General features: G+C 70.0%; 16 protein-coding genes. 9 read left to right on the forward strand and 7 right to left on the reverse strand.

Annotation, left to right across the window (positions count from 1 at the left end):
- Positions 1-47: 47 nt before the first annotated feature.
- On the forward strand, positions 48-695 hold the full coding sequence (locus ACFY3C_RS15410; protein WP_390771051.1) for a GntR family transcriptional regulator: 648 nt from the start codon (positions 48-50) through the stop codon (positions 693-695).
- 13 nt (positions 696-708) lie between these two features.
- Complete coding sequence (locus tag ACFY3C_RS15415; protein WP_390771052.1) at positions 709-1,719, forward strand: 1-aminocyclopropane-1-carboxylate deaminase; 1,011 nt, start codon at positions 709-711, stop codon at positions 1,717-1,719.
- 619 nt (positions 1,720-2,338) lie between these two features.
- Here the strand turns inward: ACFY3C_RS15415 and ACFY3C_RS15420 are convergent.
- On the reverse strand, positions 2,339-2,719 hold the full coding sequence (locus ACFY3C_RS15420) for a winged helix-turn-helix transcriptional regulator (RefSeq protein ID WP_386574031.1): 381 nt from the start codon (positions 2,717-2,719) through the stop codon (positions 2,339-2,341).
- A gap of 121 nt (positions 2,720-2,840) precedes the next feature.
- Here ACFY3C_RS15420 and ACFY3C_RS15425 point away from each other — a divergent pair, with 121 nt between their 5' ends.
- The gene (locus ACFY3C_RS15425) at positions 2,841-3,248 is read left to right on the forward strand and encodes a RidA family protein (protein ID WP_386574030.1); all 408 of its coding nucleotides are present in this window, start codon (positions 2,841-2,843) and stop codon (positions 3,246-3,248) included.
- Between the two features lie 178 nt (positions 3,249-3,426).
- Here ACFY3C_RS15425 and ACFY3C_RS15430 read toward each other — a convergent pair whose 3' ends face one another.
- Together ACFY3C_RS15430 and ACFY3C_RS15435 are read right to left on the reverse strand one after the other, a co-directional pair.
- Positions 3,427-4,119 (reverse strand): metal-dependent transcriptional regulator, encoded by a 693-nt coding sequence (locus tag ACFY3C_RS15430; RefSeq protein WP_390771053.1) that lies wholly within the window; start codon positions 4,117-4,119, stop codon positions 3,427-3,429.
- An 8-nt stretch (positions 4,120-4,127) separates the two neighbouring features.
- Positions 4,128-4,667 carry a YbhB/YbcL family Raf kinase inhibitor-like protein gene (locus ACFY3C_RS15435; RefSeq protein ID WP_390771054.1) on the reverse strand — a complete coding sequence of 180 codons (540 nt, stop codon included), beginning with the start codon at positions 4,665-4,667 and terminating at the stop codon, positions 4,128-4,130.
- Between the two features lie 167 nt (positions 4,668-4,834).
- Here ACFY3C_RS15435 and ACFY3C_RS15440 point away from each other — a divergent pair, with 167 nt between their 5' ends.
- The gene (locus tag ACFY3C_RS15440) at positions 4,835-5,539 is read left to right on the forward strand and encodes a GntR family transcriptional regulator (protein WP_390771055.1); all 705 of its coding nucleotides are present in this window, start codon (positions 4,835-4,837) and stop codon (positions 5,537-5,539) included.
- Between the two features lie 168 nt (positions 5,540-5,707).
- On the opposite strand, the gene ACFY3C_RS15445 is transcribed toward ACFY3C_RS15440, so the two are convergent.
- Both ACFY3C_RS15445 and ACFY3C_RS15450 read right to left on the reverse strand, forming a co-directional pair.
- Positions 5,708-6,556, reverse strand: a complete 849-nt coding sequence (locus ACFY3C_RS15445) for an FG-GAP repeat domain-containing protein (protein ID WP_390771056.1) — start codon at positions 6,554-6,556, stop codon at positions 5,708-5,710.
- A 170-nt stretch (positions 6,557-6,726) separates the two neighbouring features.
- The gene (locus ACFY3C_RS15450) at positions 6,727-7,761 is read right to left on the reverse strand and encodes an amidohydrolase family protein (RefSeq protein ID WP_390771057.1); all 1,035 of its coding nucleotides are present in this window, start codon (positions 7,759-7,761) and stop codon (positions 6,727-6,729) included.
- 92 nt (positions 7,762-7,853) lie between these two features.
- Here ACFY3C_RS15450 and ACFY3C_RS15455 point away from each other — a divergent pair, with 92 nt between their 5' ends.
- The 4 genes from ACFY3C_RS15455 to ACFY3C_RS15470 all read left to right on the forward strand — a co-directional run bounded on the left by ACFY3C_RS15455 (position 7,854) and on the right by ACFY3C_RS15470 (position 10,309).
- Positions 7,854-8,588: a TetR/AcrR family transcriptional regulator gene (locus ACFY3C_RS15455; protein WP_386574023.1), complete on the forward strand. Its 735-nt coding sequence runs from the start codon at positions 7,854-7,856 to the stop codon at positions 8,586-8,588.
- 122 nt (positions 8,589-8,710) lie between these two features.
- A complete protein-coding gene (locus tag ACFY3C_RS15460; RefSeq protein WP_390771058.1) occupies positions 8,711-8,845 on the forward strand; it encodes a hypothetical protein in 135 nt (44 codons plus the stop codon).
- A 173-nt stretch (positions 8,846-9,018) separates the two neighbouring features.
- Complete coding sequence (locus ACFY3C_RS15465; RefSeq protein ID WP_390771059.1) at positions 9,019-9,657, forward strand: 2'-5' RNA ligase family protein; 639 nt, start codon at positions 9,019-9,021, stop codon at positions 9,655-9,657.
- A gap of 73 nt (positions 9,658-9,730) precedes the next feature.
- Positions 9,731-10,309, forward strand: a complete 579-nt coding sequence (locus ACFY3C_RS15470) for a TetR/AcrR family transcriptional regulator (RefSeq protein WP_386574020.1) — start codon at positions 9,731-9,733, stop codon at positions 10,307-10,309.
- 54 nt (positions 10,310-10,363) lie between these two features.
- On the opposite strand, the gene ACFY3C_RS15475 is transcribed toward ACFY3C_RS15470, so the two are convergent.
- Both ACFY3C_RS15475 and ACFY3C_RS15480 read right to left on the reverse strand, forming a co-directional pair.
- Entirely contained in the window at positions 10,364-11,551 is a 1,188-nt protein-coding gene (locus ACFY3C_RS15475; RefSeq protein WP_390771060.1) for a TerD family protein, read from the reverse strand.
- Positions 11,552-11,616: 65 nt separating this feature from the next.
- Positions 11,617-11,916: a hypothetical protein gene (locus tag ACFY3C_RS15480; protein ID WP_386574019.1), complete on the reverse strand. Its 300-nt coding sequence runs from the start codon at positions 11,914-11,916 to the stop codon at positions 11,617-11,619.
- Between the two features lie 82 nt (positions 11,917-11,998).
- On the opposite strand from ACFY3C_RS15480, the gene ACFY3C_RS15485 reads away from it, so the two are divergent.
- On the forward strand, positions 11,999-14,410 hold the full coding sequence (locus ACFY3C_RS15485) for a CHAT domain-containing protein (RefSeq protein WP_390771061.1): 2,412 nt from the start codon (positions 11,999-12,001) through the stop codon (positions 14,408-14,410).
- Positions 14,411-14,422 lie beyond the last annotated feature (12 nt).

Genomic DNA, 14,422 nt, shown 5'->3' on the forward strand with positions numbered 1-14,422 from the left:
GGCCACACCCTTGCCTGCTCCCGCACTGATATCTAACATTTCAATTCGTGGAGACGCTACGACCCGTTCCCCGCACCCTGCTCCGGGACCGCGCCTACGCGGCGATCCGGGACGCCATCGTGGCCGGGGAGATCGAGCCCGGCGCGGTGGTGCGCGACGCCGACCTCGCCGAGAAGCTGGGGCTGTCCCGGGCGCCCGTGCGCGAGGCCTTCGCGCGGCTCGTGGACGAGGGGCTGCTGGAGAGCAAGCCGCAGAGCTACACCCGAGTCACCCCGCTCGTCGCCGCCGACGTACGGGACGCGGCGGCGGTGGTCGGTGCCCTGCACGAACTGGTCACCCGGGTCGCCGTACCCCGGCTGAGCCCGGCGGACCTCGACCGGATGCGTGCGGCGGGCGACCGGTTCGCCACCGCCGTAGGCACCGGCGACGTGGAAGAGGCCCTGCGTGCCGACGACGAGCTGCACGACGTCCTGGTCCGGGTGAGCGGCAACCGCGCCGCCGCCGCGACCGTCGCCCGCTACACCCCGCTCATCCGCCGACTGGAGCGGCAGCGCTTCGGCGAGGGCGGCTCGTGCCGCTCGACCGGGCTGCACGAGCGGCTGATCGAGGCCTGCGCCGACGGTGACGTGGACGGCGCGGTCCGGGTCACGGCGGACATCTGGCGCACCCTCGCAGACCTGGCCGACCCCGACTGAACCTGGAGGTCCCGTGTCCCTGTCTTCCTACGCCCGCTATCCGCTGCTGTTCGGCCCCTCGCCCGTGCACCCCCTGGAGCGTCTGACCGCCCACCTCGGCGGCGCCGAGCTGTGGGCCAAGCGGGAGGACTGCAACTCCGGGATCGCCTACGGCGGGAACAAGACCCGCAAGCTGGAGTACCTGGTCGCCGACGCGCTCGCGCACGGCTGCGACACACTCGTCTCGATCGGCGGGGTGCAGTCCAACCACACCCGCCAGGTCGCCGCTGTCGCGGCCCGAGCCGGGCTCAAGTGCGTCCTGGTGCAGGAGAGTTGGGTGGAGTGGCCGGACTCCGTGTACGACAAGGTGGGCAACATCCTGATCAGCAGGCTCGCCGGGGCCGAGGTGCGGCTGGTGCGGGCCGGGTTCGGGATCGGTTTCAAGGAGAGCTGGGAGCAGGCGCTGAGGGACGTGGAGGAGGCGGGCGGGAAGCCGTACGCCATTCCCGCCGGTGCCTCCGACCATCCGCTCGGCGGCCTCGGCTTCGCCCGCTGGGCTCATGAAGTCGCCGAGCAGGAGGAGGAGTTGGGCGTCTTCTTCGACACGGTGGTCGTGTGCTCGGTCACCGGCTCGACCCAGGCGGGCATGATCGCCGGATTCCGGGCCCTGGAGGAGGCGGGCGGCCGGCCCCGCCGGGTGCTCGGCATCGACGCCTCGGCCGAGCCCGCCCGCACCCGCGAACAGATCGCCCGGATCGCCCACGCCACCGGCCGACTCATCGGCGTCGAGGGCGAGTTGACCGTCGAGCTGGACCAGCGGTACCACGCGGGGACGTACGGCATCCCCGACGAGTCCACCCTGGACGCCATGCGGCTCGCCGCGCGGACCGAGGGCATGGTCACCGACCCCGTCTACGAGGGCAAGTCCATGGCCGGGCTCGTCGACCTCGTCCGGCGCGGTGAGATCGGCGCGGACTCGACGGTGCTCTACGCCCACCTGGGCGGCCAGCCCGCGCTCAACGCCTACAGCGCGCTGGTGTGTTGACTGCACGAGTGCTCTGATCGTGGAGCGAGATGGTCTCCGCCTGCAAGGAAGTATGTGTTGCAGGACCTGCACCGCCAGCTGATCGAGGGTCGGGCCGATGGCCCCGTGTTGGCTCGGTCGTTGAGCTGGATCCCATACCGCTGTACGCCGGCCTGGACGGTGACGGGCCCGTTGTCGAGCCCGTCGTTCCGCACCTCCGCGGCCTCACCTTGGACGGCGACCGGCCGTTGACTGTCACCCACGCACCGGCAAGCCCTGTCTCAGGGCCGGCTACGCGCCACGAACGATCAACCACTGCCCGACCGTGGTCTGCAGCTGCTACGCCTACCACCGCCACTACAACCGTGGGCCGCTGGTCAACCCGGTTCCCGAGTCGGTGGCCCAACGCCGGGCCCTCGCGCACAAGACCTCGGACAGGCCGCTGACCTACTCAGCGATGCGACGGGTCTCAAGGGATTCGGCAAACGGCGCCGCGAGATCAACCGACGAATGGCAGTTCGCCCCCGTGTCCGCCAGTCCCGAGATCACGCAGGGGAGAGAACCTTCGCTCGCAGACGCTCGTACTCGACGCCAGCGTCATCTGGCCGCCCTCCGCCCTGCAACCGGAGTGGTCAACCCGTCAGTCGTCGAAGCGGCGGCGGGAGGCCTCGATGTGACCGAGGTACAGGTGGGTCCAGTCACACAGTCCGTCGATCGTCACTCGCAGGGCCTGGCCCGGCTCGGTGAGGGTGTACTCGACCCGCGGCGGCACGACCGGGTACACCGTCCGCTCGAGCAGGCCGTTGCGCTCCAGCATGCGCAGGTTCTGGGTGAGCATCTTGTGGCTGATGCCCTCGATCCCATCCCGCAGCTCACCGAAGCGCAGGGTGCGCTCCCCCAGAGCCTCGATGATCAGGAGGGCCCACTTGTTGGCGACGTCCGAGAAGATCTCCCGGGCCAGAGAGTCGGCGCGCCTCACGTCCGCTTCGTCCAGCGAGGCTTTGAACTGCTTGGTCACCATAAGGTTCCCCAGTCACTGAAAAGTGCGTTCTTCCATGTCAGCGACCACTCTCTTACGGTTTCGAAGTAACCACAAGAGAGTAAACGCGTCGCGGCGCGCCCTCATGACAGGAGGCAGCAGCATGCCCATCACCCTGGTGAACCCCAGCGGACTGCCGAAGATCGATGCCTACCAGCAGGTGTCGATCGCGACCGGCTCGAAGCTGCTCTTCATCGCAGGCCAGGTCGCCTGGGATGCCGACGGTGTCACGGTCGGCGAGGGTGACCTCGCCGCTCAGGTCGAGCAGTGCTACCTCAACATCGGCACCGCCCTGGCCGAGGTCGGTGCCTCCCTCGACGACTTGGCGAAACTGACCGTCTACGTCGTCGACTGGACCCCTGACAAGATGCCGCTGCTCATGGAAGGGATCACCCGAGCGGTTGCGAAACTGGGCGTCACCCCGGCACCCCCGGCCACCTTGCTGGGCGTCGCGGCGCTGGACGTACCCGAGCATCTGGTCGAGATCGAAGCCACCGCAGTCATCGACTGAACAGGCCCTCTTCGCCCGGGGGAGCTGGCTTTGCTCCGCTGAATGCGGAGCATTGCGCCCCTGGTCGCGGTGACATCGTGGGGTTGCCGCAACGAGGATGGCCCTGGACCACGATCCTGGTCCAGGGCCATCCTCCTGCCCGCACGGGCCACGGCAACGGGCCGGCGCCCGACTGCGCTCAGTGCTTGGCCACGAAAACGTGCGCGGCAGCCTGCGTGGGGAGTTCAGCTGCTTCCCCGCCGCTGCCGACCATCACGCCGCCGGGCAACGACGTCACGCTCACGACCGCGCCGGGCCGCACTCCGGCGTGCCGCAGGGTGGACATCAGCTGGGGGTCGGTCTGGATCGGCTCCGCGATGCGCCGTACGACCGCGCTCACGCCGTTCGGCCCGGGCTCAAGGTCGCTGAGGCTGGCCATGCTCTCGTCGAGGAACGGTTCCACGGTGCTCTTCCCGCCGAGCTCCTCCAGGCCCGGGATCGGGTTGCCGTAGGGCGACTGCGTCGGGTGCCGCAGCAGCTCCAGGACGCGGCGTTCGACGGCCTCGCTCATCACGTGCTCCCAGCGGCAGGCTTCGGCGTGAACGTGCTCCCACTCCAGGCCGATCACCTCGACGAGCAGGCACTCCGCGAGGCGGTGCTTGCGCATCACGCGGGTCGCCAGGTGGCGGCCCTCGTCGGTCAGCTCCAGGTGCCGGTCGCCGGCGACGGACACCAGCCCGTCCCGCTCCATCCGCGCCACCGTCTGGCTGACCGTCGGGCCACTCTGGTTCAGGCGCTCGGCGATCCGGGCGCGCAGGGGGACCGCGCCTTCCTCCTCCAGTTCGAGGATGGTGCGGAGATACATCTCCGTGGTGTCGATGAGTTGGGACATGCTGTTGGTCAGGCGGGGGTTTCGGCGGTGGCGGTCAGGACCGCGCGGCCGAGGATGTGGCCGGCCATGGTGAAGCCGAGGACGGCCGGGGTGGCGTCGGCCGCAACGCCGATGGAGGCGACGTCGAGGGCGTGCACCACGATGAAGTAGCGGTGCGGGCCGTGCCCGGCCGGCGGGGCGGCACCGATGAAACGGGCCGTGCGGGCGTCGTTGGGCAGCTGGAAGGCGCCCTCCGGCAGGCCCGAGCCGGTGTCGTCGCCTGCGCCCTCGGGCAGTTCGGTGACGGTGGCGGGAATGTCGGCGACCACCCAGTGCCAGAACCCGGACCCGGTGGGGGCGTCGGGATCGTAGACGGTGACGGCGTAGCTCTTGGTGCCTTCCGGGGTGCCGCTCCAGGACAGCTGCGGGGAGACGTCCTTCCCGCCGGGGACGCCGAAGATGCCGGAGAACTGCTCGGCGGGCCAGGCGGCGCCGTCAGTGACGGTGGTGCTGGTGACGGTGAAGGAGGCCGCCTCCGGGAGGCGGGCGAACGGGTCGTTGGCGCTCATCGCGTCGTTCCTTTCATGCCGTGCTGCGGGGTGGCGGTGATGCGGCCGATTGGAGGGCCCGCAGCGTCCATCGCGTAGAGGTATCGCCGCCGCCGCTCCATCCTCGGCCACTGGATCGACGATAACACCAATAATCGATTATCTGCTGGATCGTCTATGATGGTGGCATGACCCAGACGGTTCACACCCCGACCTCGTCGGGGAAGCAGATGCTCTCCGAGCAGGTCTACGCACATCTACGGGACGCGATCATGCGCGGCGACTACGCGCCCGGTGACGCCCTCAAGCCTCAGGACCTGGCCAAGGAACAGTGTGTGAGTCTGGCCGTCGTGCGCGAGGCGCTCGTGCGGGTGGTCGGCGAGGGCCTCGCCGACCGGCTGCCCAACCGCGGGTTCGCCGTCCCGGCCTTCTCCGACCGCCGCTGGCAGGAGATCGCGGAGGCCCGCCGGACCATCGAACCGGTCGTGCTGCGCATGTCCATCGAGCGCGGCGACGTCGACTGGGAGGCCCGCGTACGAGCCGCCCACCACCGTCTGGCCCGCACCCCGGCGTACGGGCCGGAGGAGGGCGAGTACTACAGCGGCGCATGGTCCGAAGCCCACCGGGTCTTCCACCGCACCCTGCTGGAGGGTTGCGGCAACCCCGTCCTGCTGGAGACCTTCGACCGGATGTGGACCGCGAGCGAGCTGGCCCGCCGCTGGTCGGCGCACCGCCACCCCGACCGGGACCACATTGGCGAGCACCGCCGACTGGAGGAGGCGGCGCTGGCCCGCGACGCCCACACCGCGGCCGAGGTACTGACCCAGCACCTCACTCTGACCGCAGCCGGACTGACCCGCTGCACCCACCGCGAACCCGCGAAGGAAGCCTGATCGCCTCGCCATGACCAGGTGAGTGCCGACTCGTCGGTCTCGACGCCGGAGTCCTCCGGCAGCCGGGAGTCGGCACGGGCGGGCCACCCGCTACGACAAGACACTCCATGTCGGCGAATCTCGAAGCTGGTTCACTGGTGTTGCGTGATCCTGTTGGCGTCACCTGGGCTACTGGGGGCCGGTTGCCGTGCTTCGTGGTGATGCCGGGCACTCGCCCAGGTCAGTCCACCCGTCCTTCTGCTCGGCGAATTCCTGTCCCCATCGGGGCAACGGCTCATCCGGCACTACCAGATCATGACCGAGTTTCTGTCCTTGGTATGTCTCAAATGCGCCGTCGCCGGTCGTCTGGTGAATCAGCAGCCGTGCGGAGGCCGGGTTGGCGCTGGCGCTGTGCTGGTTGCCCGCCACCGCACGCAAACCGTCGATGTAGTAACCGTGCCTCATCCGGATCGAACCCCGGCTCTTGCCCTTGAGGTCACGGCCCAGCGGCCCCCAGCGCACTTCGTGCATGCTCACCGAGTCGACTGGATCGTCGCCCTCGTCACGTGCGGTATACGTGACGGCCATGTCCACGCGGCCGTCGTTGTCGAAATCTCCGAACGCTGCCCGGAATCCCTCAGCGGGCGACGCGTGGGCCTTCGCGCGCCCTTCCGCCGTGGTGACGATCGACCACACGAAGTGCCGGACCTGCTTGTTGCCAGGTCCCTCGAACATGACGACCGTGCGCCCGTCACGGTCCTTGCTGTCGTGCACCTCGTCCACCACGCCGTCGCCGTCCACGTCTGCATACAGCGTCCGCCCGTCCGACGAGGCGCAGATCGGCTGTTCCTTGCCCGGGTTACGCACGTGGGGGTCCGTGCTCGGCTCCTGGCTCGCCGGCCACGCGTGCCAGCCCACCCCCACCGCTACGATCACGGCGATTGAACAGCCCACCAGCCATCTGTGACGCCGCGCCGCCTCGGCGCTGGGCGCGTCTCCGAAGGCGTTCTTGCGCTCGGGTATGTCGTCACCACGCATTTGAGGACCCTAGACGAACAGTTCCGATGTGGCTCAGCGGTCGTAGGCGATCAATGACCTTGTTTGCCTTCGATGGTGCGGCCGCCGTGTTGTTCGATGTCGGCCGCCAGGTGCGGCTCTCGCAATCGGAACTATTCGTCCAGCCCTCAAGAAGTGCACGGGACGCCAGGTCACCGGGTGTGATTTGTGGTGCGGGACGTGAGGTTTTCCCAGTTGCGGTGCGCGATGTCGGCCTTCTGCTCGTCGGTGAAGGGGGCGTCCTCCAGGAAGGACCGGGCGACGCCGGCGCTGGTGTCCACGTAGGGGAAGCCGCCGGGGCGGAAGCCGTAGGTGAAGGGGTAGTCAGTGGAGTACAGCATCCGTTCGGTCCCCACGACTTCGGCTGTCCAGCGGAGGTAGCGCGGACTGACGGTGCCGCTGCCGGCGACCCAGAAGTTCTGCTTGAAATAGTCGGCGAGCGGGCGAGCCAGGCCACCGGCGTCGGCGAAGAACCCGGTGTGGTCGAGATAGAAGAGCACAACCTCTCCCCAGTGGCCGGCGATCACCTGGAGATCGGGGAACCGGTCGAAGACGCCGGAGAAGATCATCCGCAGGTACTGCACGCCCAGGTCGTAGTACCAGCCGATCGCAGGCCCCGCCAGCGCTGTCCCGATGGGCCCGATGTTCGAGTAGTAGGCGTCCATCACCGCCTGCACAGGCATCTGCGGATGGAAGTGGAGGGGGACCTGCAACCGCTCCGCAGCGGCGTACAGCTCGTCGTACTCGGGGTCGTCGGCGAGCTTGGATCCGGTGCGCCCGTAGAGCATGGCACCCGGGAAGCCCAGTTCGGTGACCGCCCGCTCCAGCTCCGCAGCTGCGGCCGACGGTGACTGTGTCGGGATCGTGGCGAACGCCTGGAAGCGATCGGGCCTGCCGGCCACAATCTCCGCGAGCTCGTCGTTGGTGTCGCGGGCCACGGCGACCGCATCCGAGTCAGGCAGGTTCTGCACGCCCGGTGACGAGATCGACAGCACCGCCACGTCGACTCCCTGGTCGTCCATGTGCGCAAGCCTCGTCTCCGCGGTGTCGCGTAGCCGCCGGGCGATGGGGCTGTCGCCGAACCCCAGGTTGGGCAGCTCCGGAACCCCGGACCGCGACCACGCCTCCATGATCGTGGGCAGGACGACGTGCTCTTCCAATGCAATGATCCGCAGCCGGTCGGACATGCGATGCTCCTCCATGATCAATTTCCAATGGAATCGTTGGAAGGGTATCACTGATACTAACGACGGAAACAATCATGCGGTAGCATTGATACATGTCATCACGTCCACCCAGCGGGAGCAGTGCTGCCGACGCTGCGGCCATCGGTCGCGAACAGGCCAGGCAGCGGGTCATCGAGGCCGCCATCGACCTCCTGATGCGTGGGGGGCGCGACGCGGTCACCACCCGCGCGGTCGCTGATGGGGCGGGTTTGCAGCCGCCGGCGATCTACCGGCTGTTCGGCGACAAGGACGGGCTGCTCGACGCGGTGGCCGAGCACGGCTTCGCCGCCTTTCTCGCCGCCAAGCACGTCGACCCCGACCCGCGGGACCCCATTGAGGACCTGAGAGCCGGCTGGGACGTCGCGGTCGAGTTCGGTCTGGCCAATCCCGCGCTGTACACACTGATGTACAGCGAACCCACGAGGGCCACCTCGGCCGCCTTCAAGGCCGGCATGGAAATCCTGATGGGCCGTATCCGGCGCCTCGCCGCGGGCGGCTGGCTCCGGGTCGACGAGGAACTCGCGGCCCAGATCATCCATGCCACGGCGCGCGGCGCGGTGCTCACCTGGCTGTCCCTGCCCAAGGACCGGCGTAATCCGGCCCTGTTGACCACTCTGCGGGAGGCCATGGTCGCCGCCGTCACCAACCAACAGCCAGCCGTGCAAGACGCGGGCCCGGCAGGCGCCGCCCGCGCCTTGCGCGCCGCACTGCCCGAACAGGCGACCCTCAGCAGCGCCGAGCAGTATCTACTGAGGGAGTGGCTGGACCGCCTTGCCGCAGACGGCTGAAGTGCCGACGAGTAGTGCGTTCTCGCCGGGGCGAGGCGGCCGGGGGCTTCACGTCCGTATCGTCGACGATCGGGATCCGCAGATCGGGATGGCCAGGCATCGCCCCGTCGAGGATTCGCTGGATGAGCTGGTTCGATCCGGAGATTGCCTTGCCCATCACGGGTCCCATGACTGCGACGGGAAGGATCGTGGCGAGTTCCGTCGAACCGCCCTCGGCTTCGATCAAGAACGACCTGCGCATCATGACGCACCCCTGACCGAGGTCGGCCACCTGCGCCTGGCCCAGTGCGTGGTCGACGAGATACGGCTAATACGGCGTGCACCCCGTGCTTCGGCTTGACGTGGTGCAGAGAAGTTCCAGGCGGTACATGGGGGACGGCCCGGGTGCGGTCGGGCAGCGGCCGTCGGCGGGCGGGGACATGATGGCGGTGTGCCCTGCCCCTGGACGCCCGGCCCGGGCGACGCCCTCGCCAGTCTGGAGTCGGCCCCCACGCCCCGGACCGCCGTGGTCTGGATTCCCCCGGCCGACCTGTGGCCCGCCATCCAGCGCATCCGAGCCGAGCACGACCCGCAGATCCGCCGCTGGCCACCCCATGTGAACCTGGTCTTCGGCTTCGTACCGGAGGAGGACTTCCCGGCGGCGCTGCCGCTGCTGGCCGCCGCGGCCGCCGGGTGCGAGCCCTTCGACATCCGGCTCAGCGGGGTCCGCTTCTTCCGCCACCGGTCCTACGCCACCGTGTGGCTCGACCCCGCGGCGGCCGGCGCGGCGCCCTGGACGGAGCTTCAGCGCGCGCTCGCGGAGCCCTTCCCGTACTGCACGGACCGCTTCCCGCGCTTCACCCCGCACCTCTCGCTCGGGCGCACCCACGTCCCGCGCGTCCTCGCGGCCGAATGCGCCGCCCGGCTCGACGTGCTGCACGCGCGCGTGACCGAGATCGAACTGCTCTCCCGCCGCGGTGACGGCCCCATGCGGACGCGCGCCACGATCGGCCTGGGCACCGGCGAGGTACGCCGCACTTTCGGGCCGGACCCGGCCACCGGCGGGTACGAGCCGCCGGAGCGGGCCTGACCGGACGGCGGTGAGCCTTTCGTGGTGCTCGATAATCAGCAAAGAGGATCCCCGGTCGGCAAGGAGCATCTGGATGGCGCAGGTCAGACCCATGCGTGCGGACGCTCGGCGCAACCACGAGCGGTTGCTGAAGGTGGCGGCCGAGGCCTTCGCCGAGCATGGGGAGAACGCCTCGCTGGACGACATCGCCAAGCGCGCAGGCGTCGGCTCCGGCACGCTCTACCGGCACTTCCCGACCCGGCAGGCGCTGCTGGAGGCCGCGTACGTGGACCGGATCCAGGCCATGGCCGCCCGGGCCGACGAGTTCGCAGCGGAACGTCCGCCGGGCGAGGCTCTGATGGAGTGGCTCAACGAGGTGTGCGTCGGGACGATCCAGGTGCGCGGCATGAAGACGCTCCTGGGCTCGGCCGTCACCGACGGCAGCTCCGTGGCGGCCACCGCCTGCGGCACGCATCTGCAGGAGGCGGCACGGCGGCTGGTGGAGGCGGCGCAGCGGGAGGGCAGCCTGCGCGGGGACGTCGAGCCGATCGAGGTGCTGCGGCTGGCGCATGGCGTGGCGTCGGCGTCGGAGCTGGCGGACGGGCAGGGGCGGGAGATCCGGCGGTATCTGTCGCTGCTGACGGAGGGACTGCGCCCGCGCGGGGAGGCCTGACAACCGGGCGCCCCCTGACCGAAGGGGGCGCCGATGGCTGTGTCGTACGCCCGCTTACAGGGCCCGAGCCCCCGGCTCGACCATGTTGCGTACCGTGCGGGCCTTCACGAAGTCGCCCATTGCCGTCATGTCCCACTCGCCGGAGAACTGGCGGATGAGCTTGGCCATCATGACGCCGGTCTGCGGTTCGGCGTTGGTGAGGTCGAAGCGGACCAGCTCCTCTCCTGTGGCCGCGTCCACCAGGCGGCAGTAGGCCTTGGCGACCTCCGTGAACTTCTGGCCGGAGAAGGAGTTGACCGTGAAGACCAGGCCGGTGACCTCCTGCGGGAGGCGGCCGAGGTCGACCGTGATCACCTCGTCGTCGCCCCCGCCCTCGCCGGTGAGATTGTCACCCGAGTGTCTGATCGCGCCGTTCAGGATCGTCAGCTTGCCGAAGTAGCAGCTGTCGATGGCGTTGCGCTGCGGGCCGTAGGCGATGACCGAGGCGTCCAGGTCGATGTCCTTGCTGCGGAACGCGGGCTCCCAGCCGAGGCCCATCTGCACCACGGAGAGCAGCGGGCGGCCGCCCTTGACCAGGGAGACGGTCTGGTTCTTCTGGAGGCTGACCCGGCCCTTGTCCAGGTTGATCTTCCCGGCGCCGGGCACCGGGGCGGGCGGAGCGGGCGGTGCCGCAGGAACGGGCGGTGCGACCGGTGCCTGCGCGGCGGGCGCCGGCGGTGCGGCCGGTGCTGCCGCGGGTGCCGCGGCGGGCTCCTCCACCGTCACACCGAAGTCCGTCGCGATGCCGGCCAGGCCGTTGGCGTACCCCTGGCCGACGGCGCGGGCCTTCCACTGGCCGCCTCGCCGGTAGATCTCCACGATCACCAGCGCCGTCTCCGTGCCGAGCTGCGGCGGCGTGAACGTGGCCAGGACCGAGCCGCCGTCCGCGTCCCGGATCGTGGCCGTCGGCTCGATGCCCTGGAAGGTCTGGCCGACCGCGTCCGGGCTGGCCGTGACCACGATCTTCTCGATGTCCGGCGGCACGGCGCCGGTGTCGACCGTGATCGCGTCGGGCGCCGCGCCACCACCGGACGTGTACGTCACGCCCGGCCCGGCGGGCTGGTTGTAGAAGATGAAGTCGTCGTCGGAGCGCACTTTGCCGTCGCCGGTGAGCAGCAGGCCCGACACGTCGAGCCGCACCGGCGCGGAGACGTCCACCGTCACGCGGGCGGCCGACAGGGAGACGTTCGAGCCTGGGGTCATAGCTGTCATGCCTGAGGTAACGAGCGGAAGCGCTTTACCGTTCCCTTACCCGGGGAACGGACCGCTCAGTTCGCGGCGACGACCTCGTCCAGCCAGGTCAGCGGCCGCTCGGCGGGCCACGTCAGGAGCCGGTCCTGATCGGCGGGGTCACGGGCTTCGTGATAGCGGAAGACGAGGTCGTGGGCATGGCGGCCGAGGATCTCGATCTTGCCGGTGGCGTGCGAGGCGACGAGGCGGAAGCGTTTGGCCAGGCCGCCCAGGCGGGCGCGGGTGGCCGTGATGATGTCCACGGCCTCCGCGAGCGGCACGGCGTAGCGCTCGTTGCCGTGGGTCGGTCGGCACAGGAAGACGTAGTAGGGCGCCATGCCGGTCGAGGCCAGGCGGCGTTGCAGCCGGGCGAGTTCCTCGGGGTCGTCGTTGACGCCACGCAGGAGGGCCCTGGACCTGGTGGACGAGGACTCGCCGGCCTACCCCAACATCGAGGGTGATCTCTGCGCCGGGCTGTGGACCTACGGCAGGAACACGGACGTCACGGCGCTCGACGAGGCGCTGGAGCGACTGCCCCACGTCATCGCCCACCCCGCGCTGAACCCTTCGATCCGGCCGGGATGGATCTGGAACCTGGGCACGGTTCTGCGCGATCGCGGAGTGCTGGCCTCCGACGGGGGATCGATCTCCGAAGCGATGGACGTGCACGAGTGGGCGTTGCACGAAGCCGAGGAGCACGGCTGGCTGGAACAGCAGACGTTCGAGATCCGCTGGTCGCAGGCCACCACGATCCACACCTGGTGGACGTACTCGCACAATCCCGACGCGGGGAACGACTCCGTCCGTATGTTCCGGGATCTCCTGGCCGAGATCCCACCGCGCAGCCCGCGGCTGGCCCCGGCGCTCAACGACTTCGGTCTCGCCCTGCGGTCCATGCCCTACGGCGACGGCTCGGCCGCCCGGGAGTCCGCAACCGTGCTGCGGCACGCGCTGACCCTGATCGGACCCGGCGACGCGATACGGCCGCGGGTGCTGGCCAACCTGGTGGGCTCGCTGTGGGCGCCGGCCGACCACGGCACCGTCCTGTCCGCGGCCGAGGTCGACGAGCTGACAGCCCTGGCCACCGAGTCGGTCGAAACGACTCCCGAGGGCAGCCCCGAGCTGGGACATCGGCTCAACCATCTGGGCCGGGCCCACTCCCTCCGATTCGAGCGGCACCACGACACCACGGATCTGGATGCCGCGGTCGAGAACTACCGCCGCTCGGCCGAGTACGAGTCCTCACCCCTGTGGGTGCGGTGGAACTCCGCGTACAGCTGGGTCGAAACCGCGACGGCGGCAGGGGCCTGGGAGTCGGCGGCGCAGGGCTGTATCCGCCTGATCGGGCTGATCCCGCTGGCCGGCGGCGAGTTGGTGCGGCGCCGGGATCGCGAACTCCAGCTGATCAGGCTGGGCGACGCACTGCGGGACGGGGCCGCGGCCGCTCTCCATGCCGGGCAGGCCGAACTCGCTCTGGAGCTGCTGGAGTCGGGGCGGGGCGTGCTGCTGCGCCATGCGATGGTCCGGGCAGCCGCGGTCGAGGAGCTGCGCGAGAAGGCGCCCGCCCTTGCCGACACGTACGTGGCCCTGCGCAGGACCCTCGATCAGGACGACGGCTCGCTGCAGATGATCCGCTCCATCGGGGACACAGCGCGCCGTATCGAAGCCGCCCAGGAACTTCAGGCCCTGATCGAGCACATCAGGACCTTGCCCGGTCTCGCGGACTTCCCGGCGGCCGGCGCGCCCCATGCGACGGATACGCCGACTCGGACGGTCGTGGTGCTGAACCTGAGCCGTTACCGCAGCGACGCGATCATCGTGGGAGCCGGTGGGGGTCGACCGGTCGTGGTGCCCCTGCCGCTGGTGACGCCGGACAGTGTGGCGGCACAGGTCCGTGCCCTGTACGGCGCGCTGGGCCGGCGTGGTTCCGTCAAGGCCGATGCGGGAGGCGGGGAGGAGGCCGAGCGGGCCGTGGCGTCCGTCCTCGCATGGACCTGGGATGCCGTTGTCGCGCCCGTCCTGGCCGCGCTCGGGTGGGACCACCGGTCGCCCGCGGCGTCGCGCCCGCGCCTGTGGTGGTCACCGACCGGTGCGTTGACGCTGCTTCCGCTGCATGCCGCGCTGCGGCCCGCCGACGGCTCTGCCGCGAAGCTGTGTGCGCTGGAATGCGTCGTCTCCTCCTACACCCTCACCCTCGCCGCGCTGCAAGAACCCGCGATGCCGGCTGTGCCGGCCGCGTCGGCGTGCGTGGTGGCGATACCGGTGACACCGGGACAGCCGGACCTGCCGGGCGTATCGGAGGAGGCGAAGGCGGTGGCCGACTGCTATCCCGGCTCGGTTCCGCTCGTCGGGGCCGACGCGACGCACACCGCGGTGGCGTCGGCGCTCTCCTGTGCGGTGATCGCGCACTTCGCCTGCCATGGCGTCAACGCGCCGGACGACCCCTCCCGCAGCGGCCTGGCGCTCGCCGACGGCACGTTGTTGTCCGTGGCCGAGCTGTCGGTCCAGGACCTGGAGGGTCACGCCTTCCTGGCGTATCTGTCGGCCTGCGACACGGCCCGGGGCGGCACCGTCCTCACGGACGAGGCCATCACGCTCTGCGCCGGCCTGGTGCTGGCCGGATTCAGGCACGCGGTCGGGACGCTGTGGCCGGTCGACGACGCGGCGGCCACGTTTCTCGCGCGCAGGTTCCACCAGGCGTTGGCCCGGTGGCTGAGCCGGGGTGAAGCCGTGGAGCCCGCCAGGACGCTGAACCAACTGGCGGAGTGGGTCTCGGGAGGCTGGCTGGAACAGCCCAGCCGCTGGGCGACGCTGATCCACTTCGGCGGCTGAACGGTCGCAGGC

The organism is Streptomyces sp. NPDC001410 (assembly GCF_042895235.1).
In the GTDB taxonomy this organism is placed as follows: domain Bacteria; phylum Actinomycetota; class Actinomycetes; order Streptomycetales; family Streptomycetaceae; genus Streptomyces.

What these genes read in the sequence shown, in the direction of transcription:
- ACFY3C_RS15420 (WP_386574031.1), bottom strand. Translation starts at nt 2,719, where the DNA reads ATGGTGACCAAGCAGTTCAAAGCCTCGCTGGACGAAGCGGACGTGAGG.
- ACFY3C_RS15440 (WP_390771055.1), top strand. Translation starts at nt 4,835, where the DNA reads ATGACCCAGACGGTTCACACCCCGACCTCGTCGGGGAAGCAGATGCTC.
- ACFY3C_RS15450 (WP_390771057.1), bottom strand. Translation starts at nt 7,761, where the DNA reads ATGTCCGACCGGCTGCGGATCATTGCATTGGAAGAGCACGTCGTCCTG.
- ACFY3C_RS15470 (WP_386574020.1), top strand. Translation starts at nt 9,731, where the DNA reads ATGGCGCAGGTCAGACCCATGCGTGCGGACGCTCGGCGCAACCACGAG.
- ACFY3C_RS15430 (WP_390771053.1), bottom strand. Translation starts at nt 4,119, where the DNA reads ATGTCCCAACTCATCGACACCACGGAGATGTATCTCCGCACCATCCTC.
- ACFY3C_RS15455 (WP_386574023.1), top strand. Translation starts at nt 7,854, where the DNA reads ATGTCATCACGTCCACCCAGCGGGAGCAGTGCTGCCGACGCTGCGGCC.
- ACFY3C_RS15480 (WP_386574019.1), bottom strand. Translation starts at nt 11,916, where the DNA reads ATGGCGCCCTACTACGTCTTCCTGTGCCGACCGACCCACGGCAACGAG.
- ACFY3C_RS15435 (WP_390771054.1), bottom strand. Translation starts at nt 4,667, where the DNA reads ATGAGCGCCAACGACCCGTTCGCCCGCCTCCCGGAGGCGGCCTCCTTC.
- ACFY3C_RS15460 (WP_390771058.1), top strand. Translation starts at nt 8,711, where the DNA reads ATGAGCTGGTTCGATCCGGAGATTGCCTTGCCCATCACGGGTCCCATG.
- ACFY3C_RS15475 (WP_390771060.1), bottom strand. Translation starts at nt 11,551, where the DNA reads ATGACCCCAGGCTCGAACGTCTCCCTGTCGGCCGCCCGCGTGACGGTG.
- ACFY3C_RS15425 (WP_386574030.1), top strand. Translation starts at nt 2,841, where the DNA reads ATGCCCATCACCCTGGTGAACCCCAGCGGACTGCCGAAGATCGATGCC.
- ACFY3C_RS15445 (WP_390771056.1), bottom strand. Translation starts at nt 6,556, where the DNA reads ATGCGTGGTGACGACATACCCGAGCGCAAGAACGCCTTCGGAGACGCG.